Here is a 19,340-nt window from a genome sequence, read left to right as displayed (position 1 = left end):
ATTCACCTCATTTCTCTGCTTGCAGTTCATTCAACAAAAGCTGTTCTGCACGTTGTCGAATCGTTTGGACTTGTTCTTCTGTCAATCGTTCCACATAGCGGCGTGTACGAACATTGCTATACACGTCTTCCAATCGTTCGTGCCACTCGTCTAGTTCCCAGCTATCCATTTGCGCAAGGATGGACGTCACAAGCGCATCCTGTTCCCCCGTGGCTCGGTAGTTATTTACACTCGTTAGACGTTGCACTGAAACAAACGTCTCGTGTCCTTCCAATTGTTCCGCAAGCATTTCCATTAACAACTCTTCCCCATTTTGCTCGACCAACGAAGCAGAGTTTGCATCGAACTGCTGCAATTCCAAATCGAGAATTGCAGCACCGTTTTCTGTCAGGAACGCTTCAATCGCTTGTTGAATCGTCTCCAGCAATTCATTCACATGACGGAGTTGTTGACAAGGTATGCGTAATGTCGCAAATTGAATGGTCGATGTCGGGACAAACGTGAACGCCGCTTCCGTTTTCGATAACTCCACTTCATAAAAGCCTTTCTCGCCTGCCTCGTTGCGGTGCCTCCCTTGCAAATTGCCCGGATAGACAATCGGAGGATCTTCATGAAGGTGCTGCCGTAAATGGATGTGTCCGAGTGCCCAGTAATCGTATTGCTTTGCGAGCAATTCATCAATTGTGAACGGCGCATAAACGTCATGCGTTTCATTGCCCGATTGACTGCCATGTAGCAGCCCGATATGAAAAGCATTCCGCTCGGTTGCGACAGGGAATTGACTGACCATCTCTTGTCGAATATGGCGTTGTGGGTAACTGAAGCCGTACAGATTAACTTCCTGTCCACGGACCGTAAGTGTGACCTTATCAACGTGTTCCTTGCATTCATAAACATTCGGCGGCAATTTAAACCGTGTCCAATTGCCACTTAAATGATCGTGGTTCCCATACGATAGAATGACTGGAATGCCCGCTTCCTGTAATCGCTCCATCCCTTGCTGAAATTTGAGCTGCGCACGCAAACTTCTGTCCTCCCCGTCGTATACATCACCGACGATGACGACAAAATCAGGTTTACTTGCCACCGCGTGTTCTATGAGGCGATGAAAAGCGGCGAATGTACTATTCCGTACGGTTTGCAACGCTGCAGTGGATAAGCCCGTCATCCCTTTAAATGGACTATCTAAATGCAAATCAGCCGTGTGAATGAATCGGATCGATAACACACCCGACGCCCCCTTCCTAAAATCGAATATTTGTTCTAATTTTACCACATTCTCTCTTAAAATGGTAAGGAAATAGAAGAAAACCACTTCATCATTAATGAAACCAATGATGAAGTGGTCGTCTTTTATTCTTTCCCTAATTGAATTGCTTTTTTTAGATCTTTTAAGGAACGGGATGGGCCATACATTAACACACCACCGCGGTACACGCGCGCACCGAACCATCCTAATAAGAAAATTGTCGCCACCATAATCGCAATGGAAAGCAACGGTTCCCACATTGGCAAATCGAGCATACCAACGCGCAGAAACATAACGAGTGGAGCGAAAAACGGGAAGTAAGAAGCATATTTCAAATAACCTATTTCCGGATTACCTAGCCCTGTTGCAGCAATTAAAAATGCAGCGACAATGAGTAACGTCATCGGCATAATCATCTGTTGCACATCTTCCGTACGGCTTACTAATGAACCGAGTAATGCAGCAAGTGTTGCATACAAGAAATAGCCTAATAGAAAGAATATCGCCGCATACGCTAACGTCATTCCATTTATGTCCGACAAACTGAAGAAGTCAGACACACCGCCCGGCACTTCGGTTGCAGACGTCTGCAGCGCGATGAAACCAGCGATTCCATAAATGATAATCTGCACGATGCCGAGTGAGCCGATGCCAAGCACCTTCGCAAACATATGCTTGACAGGTGACACACTTGAAATGAGAATTTCCATCACCCTTGACGATTTTTCCGTGGCGACATCCATCGCTATCATACTTGAATACATAATGACAGAGAAGTAGATTACAAACATCAGCACATATACGAGCACTCTCGCCTGATTTAACTCTTCTTCAGACTTAGCCGAAGGAGACACATTTTTCTGTTCAAACTGGATAGGCGTAAAGAGTGTTTGAACTTGTTCGCCCGTCAATGACAATTGTTCAGCCTTCATTTCAGTCTGAATCGATTGTAGCGCTTCCTGAATGCGTTGCGGCATTGAGAAATCTAGTAAACTCATCGTTGTATAGGTCGCTTGAATCGTGTTCTGCTCATCCACAGACACAGTTAGAAAAGCGTCAATTTCTTCTGAGGTCACTTTCTCCATCAGTACTTGCTCTGCGTCTTCAGCTTGTTCAACTTTCAGGTCACTGCCGACAACTTCCAATTGCGCTTGCAACTTTCCGACAAGCTCTCCGCTTTCGTCGACTACATAGAGACGATTTTCGGTTTCGTCCCCACCTGTTATTGTTTGTACCGTATCAATGATTTTCGAGAAGTTTGCAATTAAAAAGATTGCCGCCACCATGATTGCAGTCGTAATGTAAAACGATTTCGCCTTTGCTTTTGATAAAAAGGCGTGCTTGAAAACAATCCAAAACTCACGCATGCTCTTTCCCCACCTTTGCAATGAAGATGTCTTGTAAAGAAGGCTCTTCGATTTCAAAATGACGAATCGGCCCCGCTTGTAACGCAGCTGTTAACAGTTCCGCAGCGACGGTTTCATCTTCAATTTGAAATACTGCCCCTTCGATCGAATGATTCACGTTTAGTACACCTTGTAATTGATCGAGCGCCGTCAAATCATAATCCGACCGAATCCGCACATTTTGTCGCCCGAATGATCGCTTCACATCCCGCAATGAACCACTGACAATCTGTTTTCCTCGATGGATAATACTCAGTTGTTCACACAGTTCTTCCACGTGATCCATCCGATGGCTAGAAAATAATATCGTCGCTCCATTGTTTCTCGAGTCGATAATTGCACGTTTTAACATTTCCACGTTGACCGGATCGAGTCCTGAAAACGGTTCGTCGAGGATGATAAGCTTCGGATCATGCATCAACGCAGCAATCACTTGGATTTTTTGCTGATTCCCTTTAGACAGCTCCTCCACTTTTTTATTCACATAGTGGGGCACTTCAAAGCGGTCAAGCCAATACTGAATGGCCTTTTTGGCATTCGCTTTACGCATCCCACGTAGCTCACCAAGGAACAGCAGCTGTTCATCCACTTTCATTTTCGGATACAAACCCCGTTCTTCCGGCAAGTAGCCGATTTCAGGACTCGTTGCATAAGAAATCGACTTGCCATTCCACGAAATCCGCCCTTCATTTGCATTCAATAACCCTAAGATCATTCTAAAAGTTGTCGTTTTGCCAGCTCCATTCGCTCCAAGGAACCCATACATCGTTCCTTGTTCAACTGAGAGCGATAGCTGATCAACAGCTGTAAAATCCCCAAACCTTTTCGTCACTTGTTCAATTTGTAGCACAATATTTCCCCTTTCCTGTTTCCACTTTGTACAGTACGAACAACTATGTTAATGGTTTCAGTTACATTCTTTTACTGAATACAAGGACACTAACCCCATACGAAATTAGCATGACAGCATATGCAAATACCGCTAGGAAAAATGCAAGCTTAGGTCCTTCTATTAGCAATGCCCCCAACCACATACATACAAGAACAATGAGCGTGATCGACCACGATATCGTTCTAGCTTTTGTATGAATCTCCTTGTATCTTTCATCGAAACGACGGTGTTTATTGCCATTTTTAAAATAAATAAATGCGATTAAAGAAACAACACCAAATCCTGTAATAAATCCTGCAATACTTTCCATTGTGGGAATCATAAACTTCCCCCTTTCCCTTAATGTTCCCTATTCGCAATCACCGCGCCCACTAGCCACGACATCATATGAATGACCCATAACGCAGTCATGATGAAGAACGCTAATTTTGCACCCTCTACAACCATGACAATAATCCAAGCAATTAAGATTGCACCCGTCATGACCATCCATGAAAAAGCTCTCGCTTGTCGATGAATGTTTTTATACCTTTCATCAAACAAGCGCTCCTTCTTCCCTTTTTTCCTGACAAAATAATAGACGACGCCCCAAATGGCCAATCCAAGTGGCAATCCGGCCATAAATGTCCAGAAATCAAACCCTTCGTACATCTTCACTCCTCCTCCGGATAAAAAATCTCTTCGATTTGGCAATGAAACAGCTTTGCAATTTTAAACGCTAACAGTAAAGACGGATTGTATCGGCCTTTTTCCAACGAGATGATCGTCTGCCTTGAAACTTCCAACTTCTCTGCTAAATCATCTTGGGTCAGTCCCATTGCCGTCCGCTTTTCCCGTATTAAATTGTCCAGTGACATGCTCCCCCTTTCTTTTGTAAAGGTCGCTTTACGTAAAGGTTACTTTACTATATGCGTATTGTCAAGGAAACTTTACATGCGAAAGTCAGATTTCATCTAAATGAATTACTATTCATTCTATGAACATTCGTAGTATACTAATAAAAAGGATGGGAGGATGAACAACATGAGAACGTACAAGTTAACCGCATATGAAAAAACGGGGAAATTACTAACGGAAGAGACATTCACCGCTGAAACGGATGATGCAGCAAAAGAAAAAGGCAGGACGTTGTTAGAAGAACAAAATCTACTCGACCAAACACATCGTTTAGCCTCACCAGCAGGAAAACTCCTTTTGTTCCATGTCTAATTTGATAGATTCCTGAATAATCTTTCTGTTTGGCTGTTCGTCTCGTGCAATGGTACACTAAAGCTGAAAGCTACAGTTGGAGGTGCTCCTTTGAATATTGCACTAATTGCACATGATCAGAAGAAAGAGGAAATGGTGAACTTCGCCATTGCGTATAAACATATCTTTGCAAATTACAACCTATTTGCGACAGGAACGACCGGCAAACTTATCATGAATGAAACTGGGCTAACCGTCCACCGGATGATGTCTGGTCCACTCGGCGGTGACCAGCAGATCGGTTCGATGATCGCGACAGGTGAATTGGATTTAATTTTATTTTTCCGTGATCCATTGACTGCACAACCGCATGAACCGGACGTCAGTGCATTGCTTCGTCTATGTGACGTATACGGCATTCCACTTGCAACTAATATCGCAACGGCTGAATTACTGATTCTTGCTGTTGAAAAAGGGTACTTCTCTTGGCGTGATACAGCTGATAAATACAAAACAAAAGGACTCAATTCCTAAGCGGATTGAGTCCTTTTCTTTTACTTCAAATACAGCTTCAATGCTTGTTGCAAGGAGCCTACGGTTTTCGTATTTGTATCAAAACGAACGCCTAGTTTGATGACACTGCGGACGACATCTGGTCGTAAACCTGTTATGACCGTATTACAGCCCATCATCGCAGCCCCGTCAATTATTTTCATGAGTTGGTCGACAACTTCCTCTTCCATTTCAGCAATACCAGATAAGTCAATGAGCAACGTTTGAATATGTAGCCTACTCACTTCCATCAGAACCTTTTCTTCCATCACTTTCGCCCTGAAATAATCCACTTCACCAATGATCGGCAAAATGCAGACAGTCGGTGTAATCGGAATGATTGGTACAGACAAATCTTCAACCAACTCTCTCTGTGCTTTTAGCAATGCATCTTTATAGGTAGAGTAGTTGATGAAGAACGCATTGAGGAATTGGTCGATATGATTATTAATGTGTTTTTCAAGTGTGAAAAAATTGATGTCCAATTGTTTTTCATGTAAATAGCGTTCAATAAAAATCCAAAGTGTCCGCCTAATTGCTTGCACCCATTCCAACTTAAACGACAGCGTCAATGCATGCGTCGCCCATAAAATTCCTTCCTGCTTTGCGAAATCTTGCAACTCTTCGCCTTTCCCTTCAAGCACACAATTGACCAATTTGTGAGCGTTATTGATCAAATCAATATTACCCACTTCTAAAATCTCGGTTATTTTGTCTTTTACCGTGACAGCTTGCGATAACAATTCGGCTTCAAAGCATTGTTTATTCCCTTGAAAATAGTCGTTAATTTCTTTGTTAGCAATTACAAAGTCCATCTAAGTCCCCCCCTAGGTTCTAATCCCGTATCTTTACATAACCGTTATGTATAGACGTTAAACCTCAATGTATTCAAAATTACTATATACGAAAAGCTGCCGATTTGACGAGTCGGCAGCTTCTGGGTTTATTTCCCTTTAAATTGTGGTTTGCGTTTTTGTACGAACGCTTGAATGCCTTCCAAATGATCTTCCGTTTGACGCATACGCACTTGTTGCTCACTTTCCATTGCTACTACTTTCTCTAATTCATCCATCTTTTGTGCGTGTAATATGTTTTTCGACGCTAGCATGGCTGCGATTGGTGCGTTGAGAAACTTTTGCGCGAGTGCAGTCGATACACCCGAAGCTTGTCCGTCCGGAACGATTTCATCAACCAACGCAAGTGCTTTCGCTTTTTCAGCCGCCATCACTTCACCGGACCAAATGAGCTGTTTTGCCGTATTGATGCCGACGCGTTCTTTTAAGAAGAAGTGTCCTGCCCCGTCAGGCACTAACCCGATGCCAATAAAATTCATTGCCAATTTGCTCGATTCTTCCGCAACAATGACATCACAGCCAAGTGCAACACTGCAACCTAATCCTGCCGCAGCCCCATGAATCGATGCAATCGTAATTTGCGGCAACGAATAGAGCGCTTTCGCCAAACGTGATACATCGACCATTACACTCGCGATGTCCATCGGCGAATCCGGGTCTACCATCTTTTTAATATCTCCGCCTGCTGAGAAAGCCCTTCCTGCCCCTTCAATAATGAGCACCTGGACTTCCTCATCATTTTGCAAAGCTTCAAAAGCATCCGCTAACTCCTTCATCATCCGATCGTCCATCGCATTCATCGCTTCAGGTCGATTAAGTACTAAACGCGCTAAACGCCCCTCTTTTGTTAGTTCTATTGTCGTAAACATGCTCCATCCCTCCAATAATGAATAACCATTCATTAGTACATATTCGAGGAATGTTGTGGAACTCCTTCTTTCCGTCAAAAAGAAAATCGTAACCGGTTAAGCAGCGTACTGCTTATCGTTTACGATTTCGTGCCCATCAGCGATCCAGCTCAACTGTGACCTTCTCAGGGAAAATGCGTTCAAGGTGTTCAATTTTCTTGTCAATATAATCTTCAAACGTCAAAATGTACGCTGCAGGATCTTTTGGATTTTGGAATTGAGTGATTTTCTCTGTCACTGGGTCCATGAACTTACTCGAAGCACCACACCCAATACCAATGATCGTTTGGACTTCCTCCATTATGATGATATTATAAAGGCTCTCTTCGCCCGGTTTTGCATACCCGACATTTTCCAAGTTGCCGAGAATGTTCTTCTGGCGATACAAATAGTATGGAACATAGCCATTTTCCTTCGTCCATTGTTCCCCCAATTGCATCATCCGTTCCACTGTTTCACGGTCCGCCACTTTGTACTTCTCTTTGTTCCTCGTCAGTTCAGACGCACGTTTAAAGGATAATGTATGCACAGTCAAAGATTCCGGTTGCATTTTCTCAGTTTCTGTCAATGAATGCTGGAACTCTTCTACGCCTTCATTCGGTAAGCCGATAATCAGATCCATATTAATGTTGTTCATGCCCATATTGCGCGACAACCAGAACTTGTCGATCGTCTCTTGCACAGAATGGTGCCGACCGATCGCTTTCAACGTTTCATCCGTATAGGATTGTGGATTGACACTGATCCGATCGATGCCCCACTTTTTCAATACGTCAATTTTCGCAGGTGTAATCGTATCCGGACGTCCTGCTTCAACCGTTATTTCACGCACTTCGTCCATATACGGAAAAGAGTCATACATCGTTTGATAAAGAGCGTCCATTTCATCCGCTTCAATAGAAGTCGGCGTCCCACCCCCAAAATAGATCGTCGTAATCTTTTTATCCCTTTGCGTCAACCATTTGCCAATTTCACGGATTTCTTCATGAAGGCCATCCAAAAACGACTCGACACGACCGTTTTTCCGATGAATGGCATACGCAGGAAACGTACAATACGCACACTTCGTTGGACAGAAAGGAATACCAATGTAAATACTCACTTCATCTTTAATAGCGTGTAAATCAGGGATGGCCTGTATCTGTACTTTCTCAATCTGTTCTAAAAGTGTACATTTTTCCTCAGCAATCCGATGGTTTTCCATTAAAATCTTTTTAACCTCTTCACAATTATGTCCAAGTTGACGATACTTATGGTAGAGCTTCATCGGACGTATTCCTGTCAGTATTCCCCAAGACTGCGTTGTGCCCGTAAGTTGTTCCAGCACATCTAAGAATACGTGGGAATACACCCGCTTCAACTGACGAGCTCTTTCTTTTTCAGTGACGTTCATTTCGACTTGCTCTTCAAACGATGCCCAATACGCTTTGTCGTTCTGTCTAAGCTGGGCACTTCCTGAAAATCGGTTGTTCGAATCTTGCTCTACATGAACATCAACATAGATGCCATCCTCTTCCGTATCGAAACTGATCTTTGTCTCTTCAAAGAAAAGGTTGGCAAGATGTGTGAACATTCGAATCCAGTCTTGTTCAAATGGTTTTGATAGGATAATCTTTTGCATGCACGCTCCAACTTTCATTTATCATTGTTTTCATTTTACAACTTTCTAGGGGGAACTTCATTGGCTTTATTCACAAAGAAAAAAACAACCGTATCGTCATCACTGCTCGAACAGGCACAACATGAATTACAACATGTGCATATTTCCCAAGACTTAGATGCAGATATACAATCTCAACTGTGCATGAGTAATATCCGTGAAATCGACTTAGCTGTTTTACGTATTCTCATTCCGTATGTCAAAGAGAATGCGTCCACTATTGTATCAAAATTTTACGCAAATCTCGAAAACGAAGTAGCGCTCAAAACCATCATTGCAAACAATAGTAGCGTTGAGCGACTGCGCATTACACTCGAAAAGCACATCTCTGAAATGTTTAACGGGAAAATCGACAACGATTATGTACAAACACGTCATAAAATCGCGGTTATCCATGCAAGAATTGGTCTTGAGCCTAAATGGTATTTAGCTGCATTTCAAGACTTACTGAACAGCTTCTTTACCATTATTGAACAATCCGACTTAGCGGGGAATGACAAAGTGACCGCCATCCACTGCATTTCCAAAATCTTAAACTTTGAACAACAACTCGTGTTAGAAGTATATGAGCAAGCGCATGAACAAAAACTTGTGGATGAAAATGAAAAGAAAACGGCCTTAATGGACGAGATCCAACAAAGTTCTTCTGTCCTGTATGAAGTCATCGACAAGACAACGACTGAAGTGCAGCAGATGACAGAAGTGCTTGATAACCTCCATCATTTGGCGGATGAAAATACGGTGTTAGCAGATGAAATCACAAGCGCTTCCGAAACGGAACGCACTGCATTGCAAAAGACAGAAGGACAGAGTATCGAAATCCAGTCCAACATGGATTCTATCCGTGTACGTGCTGAAGAACTACGTACATTGACTGTAAAAATCGCATCCATCGCGCAAATTGTTACCGATATTGCAAACCAGACGAACCTGTTGTCATTGAATGCGTCCATTGAAGCGGCGCGTGCGGGTGAACACGGAAAAGGATTTGCCGTCGTAGCTGGAGAGGTAGGAAAACTTGCTGCGAATACGAAAGCTTCTGTTGAGGAAATCGGGATGATTTTAGAAGAAACGGATTCCAAAACGACAACGATTGTAAAAGAAGTCGGTGCGTTACAGACGTTAATTGATGAAGAACATAAGCAAATTGTACTTTCCAGTAATTCGTTTGCTTCAATCGTCGACTCGATGTCGAAGTTGCAAACGCGCAACGCTCAACTACATAAGGACGTTGAGAAGATTTTCACGTCCATCAAGTCTTTCCAAGAAAGCTCTGAGGAAATCAGTGCATCTGCACATGCGTTATCACAAATGTAATAGAAGAACTTTGAAATAACAAGAAACATCGTACAAACAGAAAAATGCATGACGGCGAATTTGCCATCATGCATTTTTTCTGTTTTTCTTTTTATTCATTACATCGTTTCATACAAATCTTGGACAGGTTTCATGAGAACGCGGTTTACTTCTTCTAGCAAACCACTTAGTTTCATTTCCGCTTGAAGCATTTCCATGATTTTTTCGTTTTGTTGCGCTAATTGAGCCGTTTTCTGAGCATACTCCAATTCTTCCGGTGCAATTTCTTCGCCACGCATTTGTTTTTCTTGCAACGTCATTTGGATTTGACGGAAGCTCTTGAACAATTCCAACGCTTGCTCATCAGCTTTAACAGCTTCAATCGCTGTTGTCACTTCTGCAAATTCGTTCGTTTTACGGAACGTCGCTTCCAATCTGTTCAAGTCATCATAAATGTTTACGGTCATTATTAATTCCCCCTATATTATAGTGTAAAAAAGACGATCAATCCTTGGACAATCCCGATGACTCCACCTAATAGTGCGCCAAGTACGGTGATCATTTTAAATTCACGTCTTGAAATACCTAATACTAAGTCTTCCAGCACAGCGACTGGAAATGAATCGACTTGTTCTTTAACGATTTCATCGAGCTTCAATTTCTGCAGTGACAAATCCAATTGTTTCTCCGCTTGCATAAATCCAAATTCAACGAGCTTTGGTGTCACATTTTCAGCCGTCCACTTCGAACCATCCGGCCAGTAATCGTGCAGCGTCTTATTCAATCGTACGTCAACCGCCAATTCCTTTTTAACATATGCTCGAATCGACGTAAACAATCCATCCCAATTGAAATCCGCTAACAATTCTTCCATCGGTCGTTGCTGCAGTTTGAGAAACTCCTTTTCGAGCAACGTTGTGAGCATGTTCGCGGTCCCAGGTGCTTGAATGAATATCAATGCTTCCTTTTGCACTTTTTCAACGAGTGAATTGGAATCTCCGAAAAACATATTGAGCATGCCACCAAATGTTCCTTTTGACTCCAAAAAGTCGTTGATCAACTTTTGAAACATCACTTTACCTTCATACGAATCGACATAGGATGCCGATTGTTCGAGTAAATAGGATGTGACAGTAGGAATTTTGTTTTTCAACTGTTGTTGCCATGCCACTGGAACGACTTCTTCAATCGTACCTGTCGTCAGTTTGTGCTTCACTTTGAACAGCTGCGCATCTACCGTTTCAATGATTTTTTCTTCTGTTTTTGCAGCAAACGTTGTCGCACCAGCTGTTTGCAACCAATCATTCAATGATTTGTCAGAATGCAAAATATGCTCGTCAAGCTTCCGTTGAAGGAATTGCTCCGCCTTCTTTTCCATTTCTGGCGTCAGCAACTTTTTTCTGAACATATCAGGCGTCACTAAATAATTCGTGACCGTCTTCCCGAGTTGTACAGCCAATTCATCCCGACGTTTTGGAATTAACCCCGGCGTGAACGGAAGCCGCCACTTCCCAATATACTTCGCTTCATGCGGTCGAAAAAGCATCTTAATGGCAAGGTGATTTGTAAAACCACCAATTAACGCACCAATCATTGCCATGAATAACAATGTCCATATGAAATTCAATCGCTTCACCTTTTTCTAGTTCGTTCCGTTTCATTATAACAGAACGATGTTCAATGGAAAAAGCATTCGCTAGCGCAAACGAAAATGACACCCTTTTTACAAATAATGTGCTATTGTGCAATAGTTTGATTTGTGTTATTTTTGAACAGCCAAAGACATTAGACACACCCATATAATCCCGATAATTTGGTTCGGGAGTCTCTACGGGGCAACCTTAATTGCCCTACTATGGATGGTCGTTCGGACAGATTTCTAAAGTGCTTTTGTAGAACAAAAGTGTTTTTTCATTTATCCGTGCAAACGAACCAGTTGTTTTCCGTAGAGAGATGGAGTGATGGAAGGAGAACAACATGGACATTTGGAAAGATATTTTGGCTGCTTTAAGTGGGGTTTTAAACGCCCTTCCCCAAGGTTTGCTCGCGATGACGTTTGGGTTCGCATCCGTTCCAACAGCATTAGCCTTCGTTGTCGGTGCGGTCGGGAGTGCTGCAACAAGTAATGTGGCAGTCATTTCCTATCAAGCGGAGACGATTACGTTAGCGGGAACAATGGGGAAAAATATGCGCGAACGACTCTCGATGATTTTCTTCGGAGCGGCGATTTTATTAGTGATTGGCCTTTTCGGTTTTTTAGAATTCCTTATTGATTGGATTGGTCCAATTATTACAACCGGGATGATGGCCGGTGTCGGTATCATGCTGACAAAAGTGGCTTGGGATATGGCCAAGAATGATCGCATCATCGGTATTACATCGATGGTGAGCGCACTCGTAACCTATTTCGCAACAAAAGATTTAGTTTATACAATTACTGCTTCTGTACTTCTTTCAAGTATCGTTTACACCTTCATAAAGAAAAAAGATGTGACAAATCCCGCTAACCATCTTATGAAAGAGGGCATGTTCAGACAAAAACTTGTCGTAAACCCTTCTGTCATTAGAGGTGCGCTAGCGATGGTTTGTTTAAATATCGGAGCAAATATTGCCTTCGGTAAAATAAATGGGGAAATCGCAAACACTGATGTAAACGTTGATACGTTAACGATTATTAGTAGTTTGGCAGATATGGCTTCTTCCTTTTTTGGTGGAGCACCCGTTGAAATCGTCATTTCTGCAACAGCAAGTGCACCACACGCCGTTTGGTCTGGTGTATTAATGATGGTCTTGATGGCAATCATTTTATTTGCAAAACTTCTTCCTAAGATTGGAAAGTTTGTACCAAGTGCTTCAATCGCTGGATTCCTTTTCGTTTTAGGCGCGATTGTCACATTGCCTGGCAACGCAATTTCTGCGTTAACTGGTGAAGGAGCTGGCAACGGAATAGTTGGTGGCGTGACAATGATTGTCACGGCGATTACAGATCCATTTTTAGGCATGTTAGCGGGAATCATCGTTCAATTTCTTATGACCGTATTCGGATTTTAATTGGAGGGGTAACAGTTGAAAACATATACATTACAACTAGCTGGGATTGAAAGGGAGTTACCAATACTCCCAATTTCTGATGCATTGAGCATTGCAAGTTTTGTCATTTTAGGCGATACAGAAGTGGTGCGTAAAGCTGCACCGTTGTTAGCAGCGAAACTACCTGAAGTGGATGTACTTGTAACTGCAGAAGCGAAAGGAATTCCACTCATATATGAGCTCTCAAAGCAGCTCGACATGCCACGCTACGTCGTCGCCCGTAAAACGGTCAAACCTTACATGGAAGATCCTCTTGTGAATGAAGTCGTATCCATTACGACACAAAAAGAACAAGTCCTATGCCTCGACCGCAAAGACGCAGATTTCATGAAAGGCAAACGGATTGCATTAGTCGATGACGTCATCAGTACAGGCGAATCGCTCCGTGCATTAGGCGAATTGGTTGAAGCAGCTGGTGCACACGTCATAGCAAAAGCGGCTATATTAGCCGAAGGCGATGCAGCAGAACGTGACGACATACTCTTCTTGGAGAAACTACCTTTGTTTCCTCATGAATAAAGGTTAACGATAGATTTCATCTATTAATAAGTGGCCGGCTATTACGATATAGCCGGTTTTTTGTTTGAAAGGTTATGTGCATGAGTTAAATGGAGAGTTTTGTGAAGCGAGCGTTGTGATACGACGCCTTTGTATTGTGATACGAACGGGTTATGTTGTGATGCGACGCGAGCATTGTGATACGAACGCGATACGTTGTGATGCGCAGCCTTTACGTTGTGATACGAACGGGTTATATTGTGATGCGACGCGAGCATTGTGATACGACCTCGGTACGTTGCGATGCGAAGCCTTTACGTTGTGATACGAACGGGTTACGTTGTGATGCGAACCCTCTATGTCGCGTTAAGCAGCCAACTTTGTATTCCAACGCACAATCGTTAGAAAACCGCCCCACTTTTCCCAGTCATGCGGGCATGCTTCAAATACTTCGTCTACTGATCATCGCGATTCAAACGAACCCAAAAGAAAAAGTGACGTGTGCACCACGTCACCTTCAACAATTCATCCTTCTTCACCCCATGTACACTTTCCGTCTGCATCGATTTGTATGTGTGTGTCATTCCATGTAAACGCCAGTGGGAACGTCTCAGAAGTCTTTTTGGAAAAATACCAACGACGTCCTGTTGGCACGAGGACGATAAATGTGTCATTACGCCCTAGAAAGTTCAACTCATCTGGATCTACTTCCGTTCCGCTACGAAGCGGAATCCCAACATCTTGCAACTCGTCTCCTACTTCCGCGACGTACGGTGTCACGACACCAACTTCACTTAAACTCAAAAATGATTCCTTCGTTAAATCACCAAATAAATCCCGCTTTCTTCGCCCGATTAATTCTACGATATTGCCCGCTGGGTCTTCAAAATACATCGAGTCCGCATCAAAACTTGGGAAATATACTTCGTCTCTTCCCTCTTCCCGGTTAAATGTCACGCGATCTTGCATCCAATATTTCATCATGGAAAATTGGTTGCCTGGAATGTTAATGGCAAAGTGATAAAATGCAGGTTGCTCTGTTTGTTTGAATGTCAGATGTGATGTCCCGACTCTGACTGTGAATTGTTCAGTAGTCGATTCTGTAATATCTAGCTCCAGCAAGTTCCCATAAAAACGCTTGAGTGCTTTCAACTGATTTGTATATAATGTCGCTGATTTAATCATCCCTATTTTCCCCTGTCTCTGTTTTCTATTTGCTCTTTATCCGAAACGTTAGTCATATGCGTACTAACAACATTGCTCAACCAAAAGATCGTTCATTAGTAAATACGATTTGTACTTTACGGATAAGCTTCAACATCATAATACTGCTTCGTCACTTTATTCATTATCGTCCTTAGCTCCGCATCATCAAAGTTCTCACTGCTATGAGCAAATGCCTCCGAGCAGTTATCCGTCACCTCAATGCCTGTATACAAAACATTTACCTTATCTGATTGTAGGCCGCCTGTTCCAAAAGTATGAATACAAGTTGGATCGATCGGAGTTCGGTTTCCTCCTTGACCCACATAATAATATTGATCTGTCACAGTCCCGTATTGCATATCTGGTTGTGATGTTGCAAAGTATCCATCCTCATTCATTGTATGTACCGCGAATCCTTTTTCGTATGTGAGGGGCGGCGCATTCTTCACATTGTAAACTGCAATTGCATAGCCTGTGTACGCTTCAGGTATTAAGTAGATTGCATTTGTTTCGCTATTTGCGCACCCCGTCAGAAAGATAGACATGCAGCCTACCCACAAGACAAATCGTTTCACAGCACTCCTCATTTCAATCATCCTTTTCAAATAGTCGTGACAGTTTCAAGAATTATTGGTAAACTACTATACAATTATCTTACCATATTCTACATACGAAAAAGGAGTGTTTGTATTGATTCGCTATCCAAAACCATTGCAAAAAGGAAATACGATTGGTGTAACTGCACCATCTTCTGGCGTAGATGAAGCCCTCCATCAGTTAGTTCATGATGCTAAACAGCAGTTCGAAAATCGTGGATACTCTGTAGAAGTTGGTGATACTGTTTGGACTCAACAGAAAGCAGCTTCAGCTTCTAAAGAGGTGCGTGCGGCCGAACTTATGGCAATGCTTAAAGATCCATCGATTGCAGCAATCATCCCTCCTTGGGGTGGGGAACTGCTGATGGAAATCCTCCCTCTTTTGGATTGGGATGAAGTTGAACCGAAATGGCTCCTAGGTTACTCGGATTCAAGTACTTTGTTATTCTCTCTTACGATTAAAACTGGGATTGCTACTGCACATGGACCCAATTTAGTCGAAATGAGAAGTGATGAATGGGAACCCGTCGCACGTAAGTTTTTGGACGTACTCCATGCTGCTCCTGGCGCGACTATTTACCAAACGTCCTCTACGAAATACCAGTCCCAATGGCAACATGATGCTCCGAATGATCCTTATGTGTACAAACTGAATACCGATACAAAGTGGAAGGTAATTGGTGAGGATACGGTTCACATGAAAGGCCGTTTTTTAGGAGGTTGTATCGATACAATTCGTCACTTAGTAGGTACGCCCTACGGAGACGTCGCTTCATTCCAAAAGAATTATGGGAACGATGAGCCAATTATTTGGTACCTAGAGAATTGTGAACTGAACAGTACCGATTTCCATCGGTCACTTCTTCAATTACACTACGCTGGCTGGTTTGCCAATGCGGCAGGAATCGTATTTGGACGCTCCCCTGCTGGTCAAGAAGTTAAAGGTTTTACTGTTTTTGATTCTATGGAAAGAATTCAAGAGTTGACAGGTTTGCCAATTATTTATGATGCTGATGTCGGACATGTACCGCCGCAAATTACATTTGTGAATGGTGCATATGGTGTTGTAACTGTTGCGCATGGGAAAGGACAAGTTGAGATCCGTTTTAGTTAGACTTTCTAAAGGAGGACTAGAAAATTGACCATTTCATTCCATTCACACGAAGAATTTTTCACCTTTCATGACCCTTTACAAAATGGCGAACTGATTGACCGGAAGACGGAAATCCGGTTTGATCCGTTAACGGGCGAGTCGTCACGCATTATTTATGATATGGGTGCACCCTTTGTTCCAAAGGACTATGCAGAGCTCGCAAAATTGACAGAAGGTGAGAAGTGTCCGTTTTGCACCCCAAATGTATTGACCAGCACGCCCCGTTTTCCGGATGAACTCGTTGAAGGTGGGCGTTTCATTCACGATCAAGCGGTCGTTTTCCCGAATTTGTTTCCATATAGTAAACATAATGCTGTTGTCCGGATGACCGATCAGCATTATGTAACGCTTGAACAATTTACAGACGATTTGATAACCAATGCATGTAAAGCTGCTCATCAATACATTGAAAACATTGTAGAGTTTGATCCGCAAACAAAATATGTGTCCGTCAACTGGAACTATATGCCCCCATCTGGAGGCAGTATTGTTCACCCGCATATCCATGTCCTGGCTTCCGAACAACCGACGAATTACCAAGCAGTCATTACGGAAAAAAACAAAGAGTATTATGCGAAAAACGGTGAAAACTACTACTTGGCACTTGCGGAAAAAGAACAGTCTCTCGGGGAACGTTGGATAGGAGAAACAGGCACAATTCGTTGGGTTCATGCATATGCACCGAAAAGTCATATGGATTTCATCGGCATGACGAAAGCTGCTTCTCTTCAGCATCTTACGGATGAGGATTATGAAGATTTAGCCGACAGTCTCCTTCGTTTCTTCACGTATTTCACTGCTGTCGGAATCGGAAGTTTCAACCTTACGCTCTGTATCCCGATTCAAGCGAGCGAAGCTGAAACCGTTCATCTACGCCTGCTCCCTCGCATGACAGTTGGTATGCTTGAATCGAGTGACTGCAATGTGTTTAACTATTTACATGCAGAGCCACTTTCACTAAAAGTCCCTGAACAGGTGACGAAGGAAGTGCAGCGTTTTTTCATAGAAGGGAAGTAAATCTATTTTGAATAAAACAGTAGTCGACCACGTAGGACGAACTGTCACGTATACGTATCCACCTAAACGAATCGTTTCGTTATGCCCCGGCATCACAGATACACTTTTTGCGCTTAACCTTGAACAAGAAATTGTCGGTCGAACGAAGTATTGTATTTATCCGAAAGGGAAAGTTGAAGAAGTCCCTGTTGTCGGCGGAACAAAAAATGTGAAGCTAGCCGCCATTCAGGACGTTGCACCTGATTTAATTATCGTAGAAAAAGAGGAAAATACGAAAGAAATCGTTGAAGAACTTGAACAATACTTCCCTGTCTATGTCGCAGAAGTGCAAACGATTGAGGAAGCGTATGCGATGATCGAGGAAATGGGTGAATTGACGGACCGAGAAAATGCCGCAACTTCCCTTATTCAAACTACGCGCAATGCTTTTGAGAAATTGCCGCTGGGAGCTGGAAAACGGGCAGCGTATGTCATTTGGCGCAAGCCGTATATGGTCGTCGGAAAAGATACGTACATTCAATCGTTGCTGGACAGACTCGGGTTCACCAATCCCTTCGTCCAACACGAAGGCAGGTATCCCGCCGTCACAATCGAAGACTTTCAACAAGCGAATCTGGATGTGTTACTGCTCGCTTCGGAACCATTTCCTTACACGGAAAAACATATCCCGGAATTCAACGCTTTTCTTCCAGACGTCCAAATTGAACTCGTCGACGGTGAAATGTTTTGGTATGGCCCGAGAATGCTAGAAGCTGCACACTATCTTGCTGAAAAAATATCCAAAAAAAACACGGGAGCATCTAAGTAGATGGTCTCGTGTTTAGCTTCATCTTAATGAATTGTAAATCGTGGACATCCGAATTGCATGCTCCATTTCATCATGCATCGCGATGAAGAGCGGATTGTATGCTTGTTGAATCGGAATCGTCAACAACATTTCTTTGTACATTTCTACCGCTTCAAGCTCATCCACTAATGCTTTCTTTACGCATTCTTTGAAATTGTAGCATGGAATCGGCTTCTTCGGGTTTTGAACAAATGTCCCCGTCAACATATAATAGAGTTGTTGGAACATTTCATAATGGCTCTTTTCATCTTCAATCATATGTTGGATGAAATCACGCCAAAGCGGGTCTTTTGTCTGTTCATACATGGACTTGTAAAAGTGATAGTCTTTGTATTCGTTCTGAATCGCTTGTTTTAATTGATCGACAAACACGTCAGCACCCTTTCGCATGTTTTATTCACCTTATGCGCGCAAGGACTGTCATATGAAAGGAGCAGGTCAATGTTACAGCATTTTCGTTTTACGCCAATGTTTGCAGGGGGCAATTTACCTGGATGGACGTTTTCGTTTTTTTATCAACAAGAACGCTTCACAGGGGAGTATATGCCTGACGGTACGATAAAGTGGACAAGTGATGTGCCTTCTGATGAAGAAAATGTCAAAAAAATGATTCACGAACTCATGACTTTCCACGTATACGAATGAAAGGCGCTTTTCCGCATATACTAAGCTCCGATATGAAGGAGGCGATTCGTGTGGATAAAGAAAAAACACCTGAACAATTGAAAAAAGAGAAAGACCAGATGAAGATTGAGAACCAAAAAACCGAGAATGTGTTTGAGGATAAAAGCCGCGTCCCAGATGAACAAAATGCTTGGAAGGAAACCCAGTATAAAAGAGGTCAATGAACAACGAAAGAGGCTGGGACATAACATAAAAAACTGCATTATGACTAATTCGCCGTCATGCAGTTTTTTTATATTTTTCC

At 42.7% G+C, this 19,340-nt stretch carries 24 protein-coding genes and 1 riboswitch; of the genes, 10 read left to right on the top strand and 14 right to left on the bottom strand.

Annotation, left to right across the window (positions count from 1 at the left end; translation table 11 throughout):
• Positions 1-7: 7 nt before the first annotated feature.
• The 6 genes from ACVHUV_RS07900 to ACVHUV_RS07875 all read right to left on the bottom strand — a co-directional run bounded on the left by ACVHUV_RS07900 (position 8) and on the right by ACVHUV_RS07875 (position 4,398).
• On the bottom strand, positions 8-1,228 hold the full coding sequence (locus tag ACVHUV_RS07900) for a metallophosphoesterase family protein (RefSeq protein ID WP_462086647.1): 1,221 nt from the start codon (positions 1,226-1,228) through the stop codon (positions 8-10).
• A 125-nt stretch (positions 1,229-1,353) separates the two neighbouring features.
• Complete coding sequence (locus ACVHUV_RS07895) at positions 1,354-2,616, bottom strand: ABC transporter permease (protein WP_462086646.1); 1,263 nt, start codon at positions 2,614-2,616, stop codon at positions 1,354-1,356.
• Positions 2,609-3,508: an ABC transporter ATP-binding protein gene (locus ACVHUV_RS07890; RefSeq protein ID WP_462086880.1), complete on the bottom strand. Its 900-nt coding sequence runs from the start codon at positions 3,506-3,508 to the stop codon at positions 2,609-2,611. The genes ACVHUV_RS07895 and ACVHUV_RS07890 overlap by 8 nt, the downstream gene beginning before the upstream one ends.
• A gap of 58 nt (positions 3,509-3,566) precedes the next feature.
• The gene (locus ACVHUV_RS07885) at positions 3,567-3,869 is read right to left on the bottom strand and encodes a DUF2178 domain-containing protein (protein ID WP_317946288.1); all 303 of its coding nucleotides are present in this window, start codon (positions 3,867-3,869) and stop codon (positions 3,567-3,569) included.
• Positions 3,870-3,886: 17 nt separating this feature from the next.
• A complete protein-coding gene (locus ACVHUV_RS07880) occupies positions 3,887-4,198 on the bottom strand; it encodes a DUF2178 domain-containing protein (RefSeq protein ID WP_317946290.1) in 312 nt (103 codons plus the stop codon).
• A gap of 2 nt (positions 4,199-4,200) precedes the next feature.
• Positions 4,201-4,398 carry a helix-turn-helix transcriptional regulator gene (locus tag ACVHUV_RS07875; RefSeq protein WP_462086879.1) on the bottom strand — a complete coding sequence of 66 codons (198 nt, stop codon included), beginning with the start codon at positions 4,396-4,398 and terminating at the stop codon, positions 4,201-4,203.
• Positions 4,399-4,570: 172 nt separating this feature from the next.
• Here ACVHUV_RS07875 and ACVHUV_RS07870 point away from each other — a divergent pair, with 172 nt between their 5' ends.
• Positions 4,571-4,756, top strand: a complete 186-nt coding sequence (locus tag ACVHUV_RS07870; protein WP_317946292.1) for a YhzD family protein — start codon at positions 4,571-4,573, stop codon at positions 4,754-4,756.
• A 90-nt stretch (positions 4,757-4,846) separates the two neighbouring features.
• The gene (gene mgsA / locus ACVHUV_RS07865; RefSeq protein WP_317946294.1) at positions 4,847-5,269 is read left to right on the top strand and encodes a methylglyoxal synthase; all 423 of its coding nucleotides are present in this window, start codon (positions 4,847-4,849) and stop codon (positions 5,267-5,269) included.
• Positions 5,270-5,289: 20 nt separating this feature from the next.
• On the opposite strand, the gene ACVHUV_RS07860 is transcribed toward mgsA, so the two are convergent.
• The 3 genes from ACVHUV_RS07860 to ACVHUV_RS07850 form a co-directional block, all read right to left on the bottom strand.
• On the bottom strand, positions 5,290-6,102 hold the full coding sequence (locus ACVHUV_RS07860) for an STAS domain-containing protein (protein ID WP_317946296.1): 813 nt from the start codon (positions 6,100-6,102) through the stop codon (positions 5,290-5,292).
• Between the two features lie 128 nt (positions 6,103-6,230).
• Complete coding sequence (locus tag ACVHUV_RS07855) at positions 6,231-7,010, bottom strand: enoyl-CoA hydratase (protein WP_462086645.1); 780 nt, start codon at positions 7,008-7,010, stop codon at positions 6,231-6,233.
• Between the two features lie 136 nt (positions 7,011-7,146).
• The gene (locus tag ACVHUV_RS07850; protein ID WP_462086644.1) at positions 7,147-8,670 is read right to left on the bottom strand and encodes a coproporphyrinogen III oxidase; all 1,524 of its coding nucleotides are present in this window, start codon (positions 8,668-8,670) and stop codon (positions 7,147-7,149) included.
• Positions 8,671-8,730: 60 nt separating this feature from the next.
• Here ACVHUV_RS07850 and ACVHUV_RS07845 point away from each other — a divergent pair, with 60 nt between their 5' ends.
• A complete protein-coding gene (locus ACVHUV_RS07845; RefSeq protein WP_371390097.1) occupies positions 8,731-10,026 on the top strand; it encodes a protoglobin domain-containing protein in 1,296 nt (431 codons plus the stop codon).
• Positions 10,027-10,124: 98 nt separating this feature from the next.
• Here ACVHUV_RS07845 and ACVHUV_RS07840 read toward each other — a convergent pair whose 3' ends face one another.
• Positions 10,125-10,472, bottom strand: coding sequence for a YlbF family regulator (locus ACVHUV_RS07840; protein ID WP_317946300.1), 348 nt, complete (start codon positions 10,470-10,472; stop codon positions 10,125-10,127).
• Between the two features lie 17 nt (positions 10,473-10,489).
• Positions 10,490-11,641, bottom strand: a complete 1,152-nt coding sequence (locus ACVHUV_RS07835) for a DUF445 domain-containing protein (protein ID WP_462086643.1) — start codon at positions 11,639-11,641, stop codon at positions 10,490-10,492.
• 139 nt (positions 11,642-11,780) lie between these two features.
• Positions 11,781-11,881: riboswitch (purine riboswitch) on the top strand.
• Between the two features lie 101 nt (positions 11,882-11,982).
• Here ACVHUV_RS07835 and ACVHUV_RS07830 point away from each other — a divergent pair.
• The gene (locus ACVHUV_RS07830) at positions 11,983-13,056 is read left to right on the top strand and encodes an NCS2 family permease (RefSeq protein WP_462086642.1); all 1,074 of its coding nucleotides are present in this window, start codon (positions 11,983-11,985) and stop codon (positions 13,054-13,056) included.
• A 15-nt stretch (positions 13,057-13,071) separates the two neighbouring features.
• Positions 13,072-13,614, top strand: coding sequence for a phosphoribosyltransferase family protein (locus tag ACVHUV_RS07825; protein ID WP_462086641.1), 543 nt, complete (start codon positions 13,072-13,074; stop codon positions 13,612-13,614).
• 504 nt (positions 13,615-14,118) lie between these two features.
• On the opposite strand, the gene ACVHUV_RS07820 is transcribed toward ACVHUV_RS07825, so the two are convergent.
• Together ACVHUV_RS07820 and ACVHUV_RS07815 are read right to left on the bottom strand one after the other, a co-directional pair.
• Positions 14,119-14,778 (bottom strand): toxoflavin lyase-like VOC family protein, encoded by a 660-nt coding sequence (locus ACVHUV_RS07820; RefSeq protein WP_462086640.1) that lies wholly within the window; start codon positions 14,776-14,778, stop codon positions 14,119-14,121.
• Positions 14,779-14,894: 116 nt separating this feature from the next.
• The gene (locus ACVHUV_RS07815) at positions 14,895-15,386 is read right to left on the bottom strand and encodes a DUF6843 domain-containing protein (RefSeq protein WP_462086639.1); all 492 of its coding nucleotides are present in this window, start codon (positions 15,384-15,386) and stop codon (positions 14,895-14,897) included.
• A 94-nt stretch (positions 15,387-15,480) separates the two neighbouring features.
• Between ACVHUV_RS07815 and ACVHUV_RS07810 the strand changes: the two genes are divergently transcribed.
• The 3 genes from ACVHUV_RS07810 to ACVHUV_RS07800 are packed head-to-tail and all read left to right on the top strand — an operon-like array spanning position 15,481 to position 18,373.
• On the top strand, positions 15,481-16,509 hold the full coding sequence (locus tag ACVHUV_RS07810) for a S66 family peptidase (protein WP_462086638.1): 1,029 nt from the start codon (positions 15,481-15,483) through the stop codon (positions 16,507-16,509).
• Between the two features lie 24 nt (positions 16,510-16,533).
• Positions 16,534-17,565 carry a hypothetical protein gene (locus ACVHUV_RS07805; protein WP_462086637.1) on the top strand — a complete coding sequence of 344 codons (1,032 nt, stop codon included), beginning with the start codon at positions 16,534-16,536 and terminating at the stop codon, positions 17,563-17,565.
• A gap of 7 nt (positions 17,566-17,572) precedes the next feature.
• Positions 17,573-18,373, top strand: a complete 801-nt coding sequence (locus ACVHUV_RS07800) for an ABC transporter substrate-binding protein (RefSeq protein ID WP_462086636.1) — start codon at positions 17,573-17,575, stop codon at positions 18,371-18,373.
• A gap of 18 nt (positions 18,374-18,391) precedes the next feature.
• Here ACVHUV_RS07800 and ACVHUV_RS07795 read toward each other — a convergent pair whose 3' ends face one another.
• Positions 18,392-18,802: a ferritin family protein gene (locus ACVHUV_RS07795; RefSeq protein ID WP_462086635.1), complete on the bottom strand. Its 411-nt coding sequence runs from the start codon at positions 18,800-18,802 to the stop codon at positions 18,392-18,394.
• Between the two features lie 51 nt (positions 18,803-18,853).
• Here ACVHUV_RS07795 and ACVHUV_RS07790 point away from each other — a divergent pair, with 51 nt between their 5' ends.
• Both ACVHUV_RS07790 and ACVHUV_RS07785 read left to right on the top strand, forming a co-directional pair.
• Entirely contained in the window at positions 18,854-19,057 is a 204-nt protein-coding gene (locus ACVHUV_RS07790; RefSeq protein ID WP_317946318.1) for a YheE family protein, read from the top strand.
• Between the two features lie 50 nt (positions 19,058-19,107).
• A complete protein-coding gene (locus tag ACVHUV_RS07785; protein ID WP_462086634.1) occupies positions 19,108-19,260 on the top strand; it encodes a hypothetical protein in 153 nt (50 codons plus the stop codon).
• Positions 19,261-19,340 lie beyond the last annotated feature (80 nt).

Source organism: Sporosarcina saromensis (genome assembly GCF_054901285.1).
This window is presented reverse-complemented; position numbering and strand designations above follow the sequence as displayed.

Bases quoted from the DNA above. Each gene is read 5' to 3' on its own strand.
- ACVHUV_RS07895 (WP_462086646.1), bottom strand. From the start codon at position 2,616: ATGCGTGAGTTTTGGATTGTTTTCAAGCACGCCTTTTTATCAAAAGCA.
- ACVHUV_RS07885 (WP_317946288.1), bottom strand. From the start codon at position 3,869: ATGATTCCCACAATGGAAAGTATTGCAGGATTTATTACAGGATTTGGT.
- ACVHUV_RS07880 (WP_317946290.1), bottom strand. From the start codon at position 4,198: ATGTACGAAGGGTTTGATTTCTGGACATTTATGGCCGGATTGCCACTT.
- ACVHUV_RS07870 (WP_317946292.1), top strand. From the start codon at position 4,571: ATGAGAACGTACAAGTTAACCGCATATGAAAAAACGGGGAAATTACTA.
- ACVHUV_RS07860 (WP_317946296.1), bottom strand. From the start codon at position 6,102: ATGGACTTTGTAATTGCTAACAAAGAAATTAACGACTATTTTCAAGGG.
- ACVHUV_RS07855 (WP_462086645.1), bottom strand. From the start codon at position 7,010: ATGTTTACGACAATAGAACTAACAAAAGAGGGGCGTTTAGCGCGTTTA.
- ACVHUV_RS07850 (WP_462086644.1), bottom strand. From the start codon at position 8,670: ATGCAAAAGATTATCCTATCAAAACCATTTGAACAAGACTGGATTCGA.
- ACVHUV_RS07840 (WP_317946300.1), bottom strand. From the start codon at position 10,472: ATGACCGTAAACATTTATGATGACTTGAACAGATTGGAAGCGACGTTC.
- ACVHUV_RS07830 (WP_462086642.1), top strand. From the start codon at position 11,983: ATGGACATTTGGAAAGATATTTTGGCTGCTTTAAGTGGGGTTTTAAAC.
- ACVHUV_RS07820 (WP_462086640.1), bottom strand. From the start codon at position 14,778: ATGATTAAATCAGCGACATTATATACAAATCAGTTGAAAGCACTCAAG.
- ACVHUV_RS07815 (WP_462086639.1), bottom strand. From the start codon at position 15,386: ATGAGGAGTGCTGTGAAACGATTTGTCTTGTGGGTAGGCTGCATGTCT.
- ACVHUV_RS07795 (WP_462086635.1), bottom strand. From the start codon at position 18,802: ATGCGAAAGGGTGCTGACGTGTTTGTCGATCAATTAAAACAAGCGATT.
- ACVHUV_RS07790 (WP_317946318.1), top strand. From the start codon at position 18,854: ATGTTACAGCATTTTCGTTTTACGCCAATGTTTGCAGGGGGCAATTTA.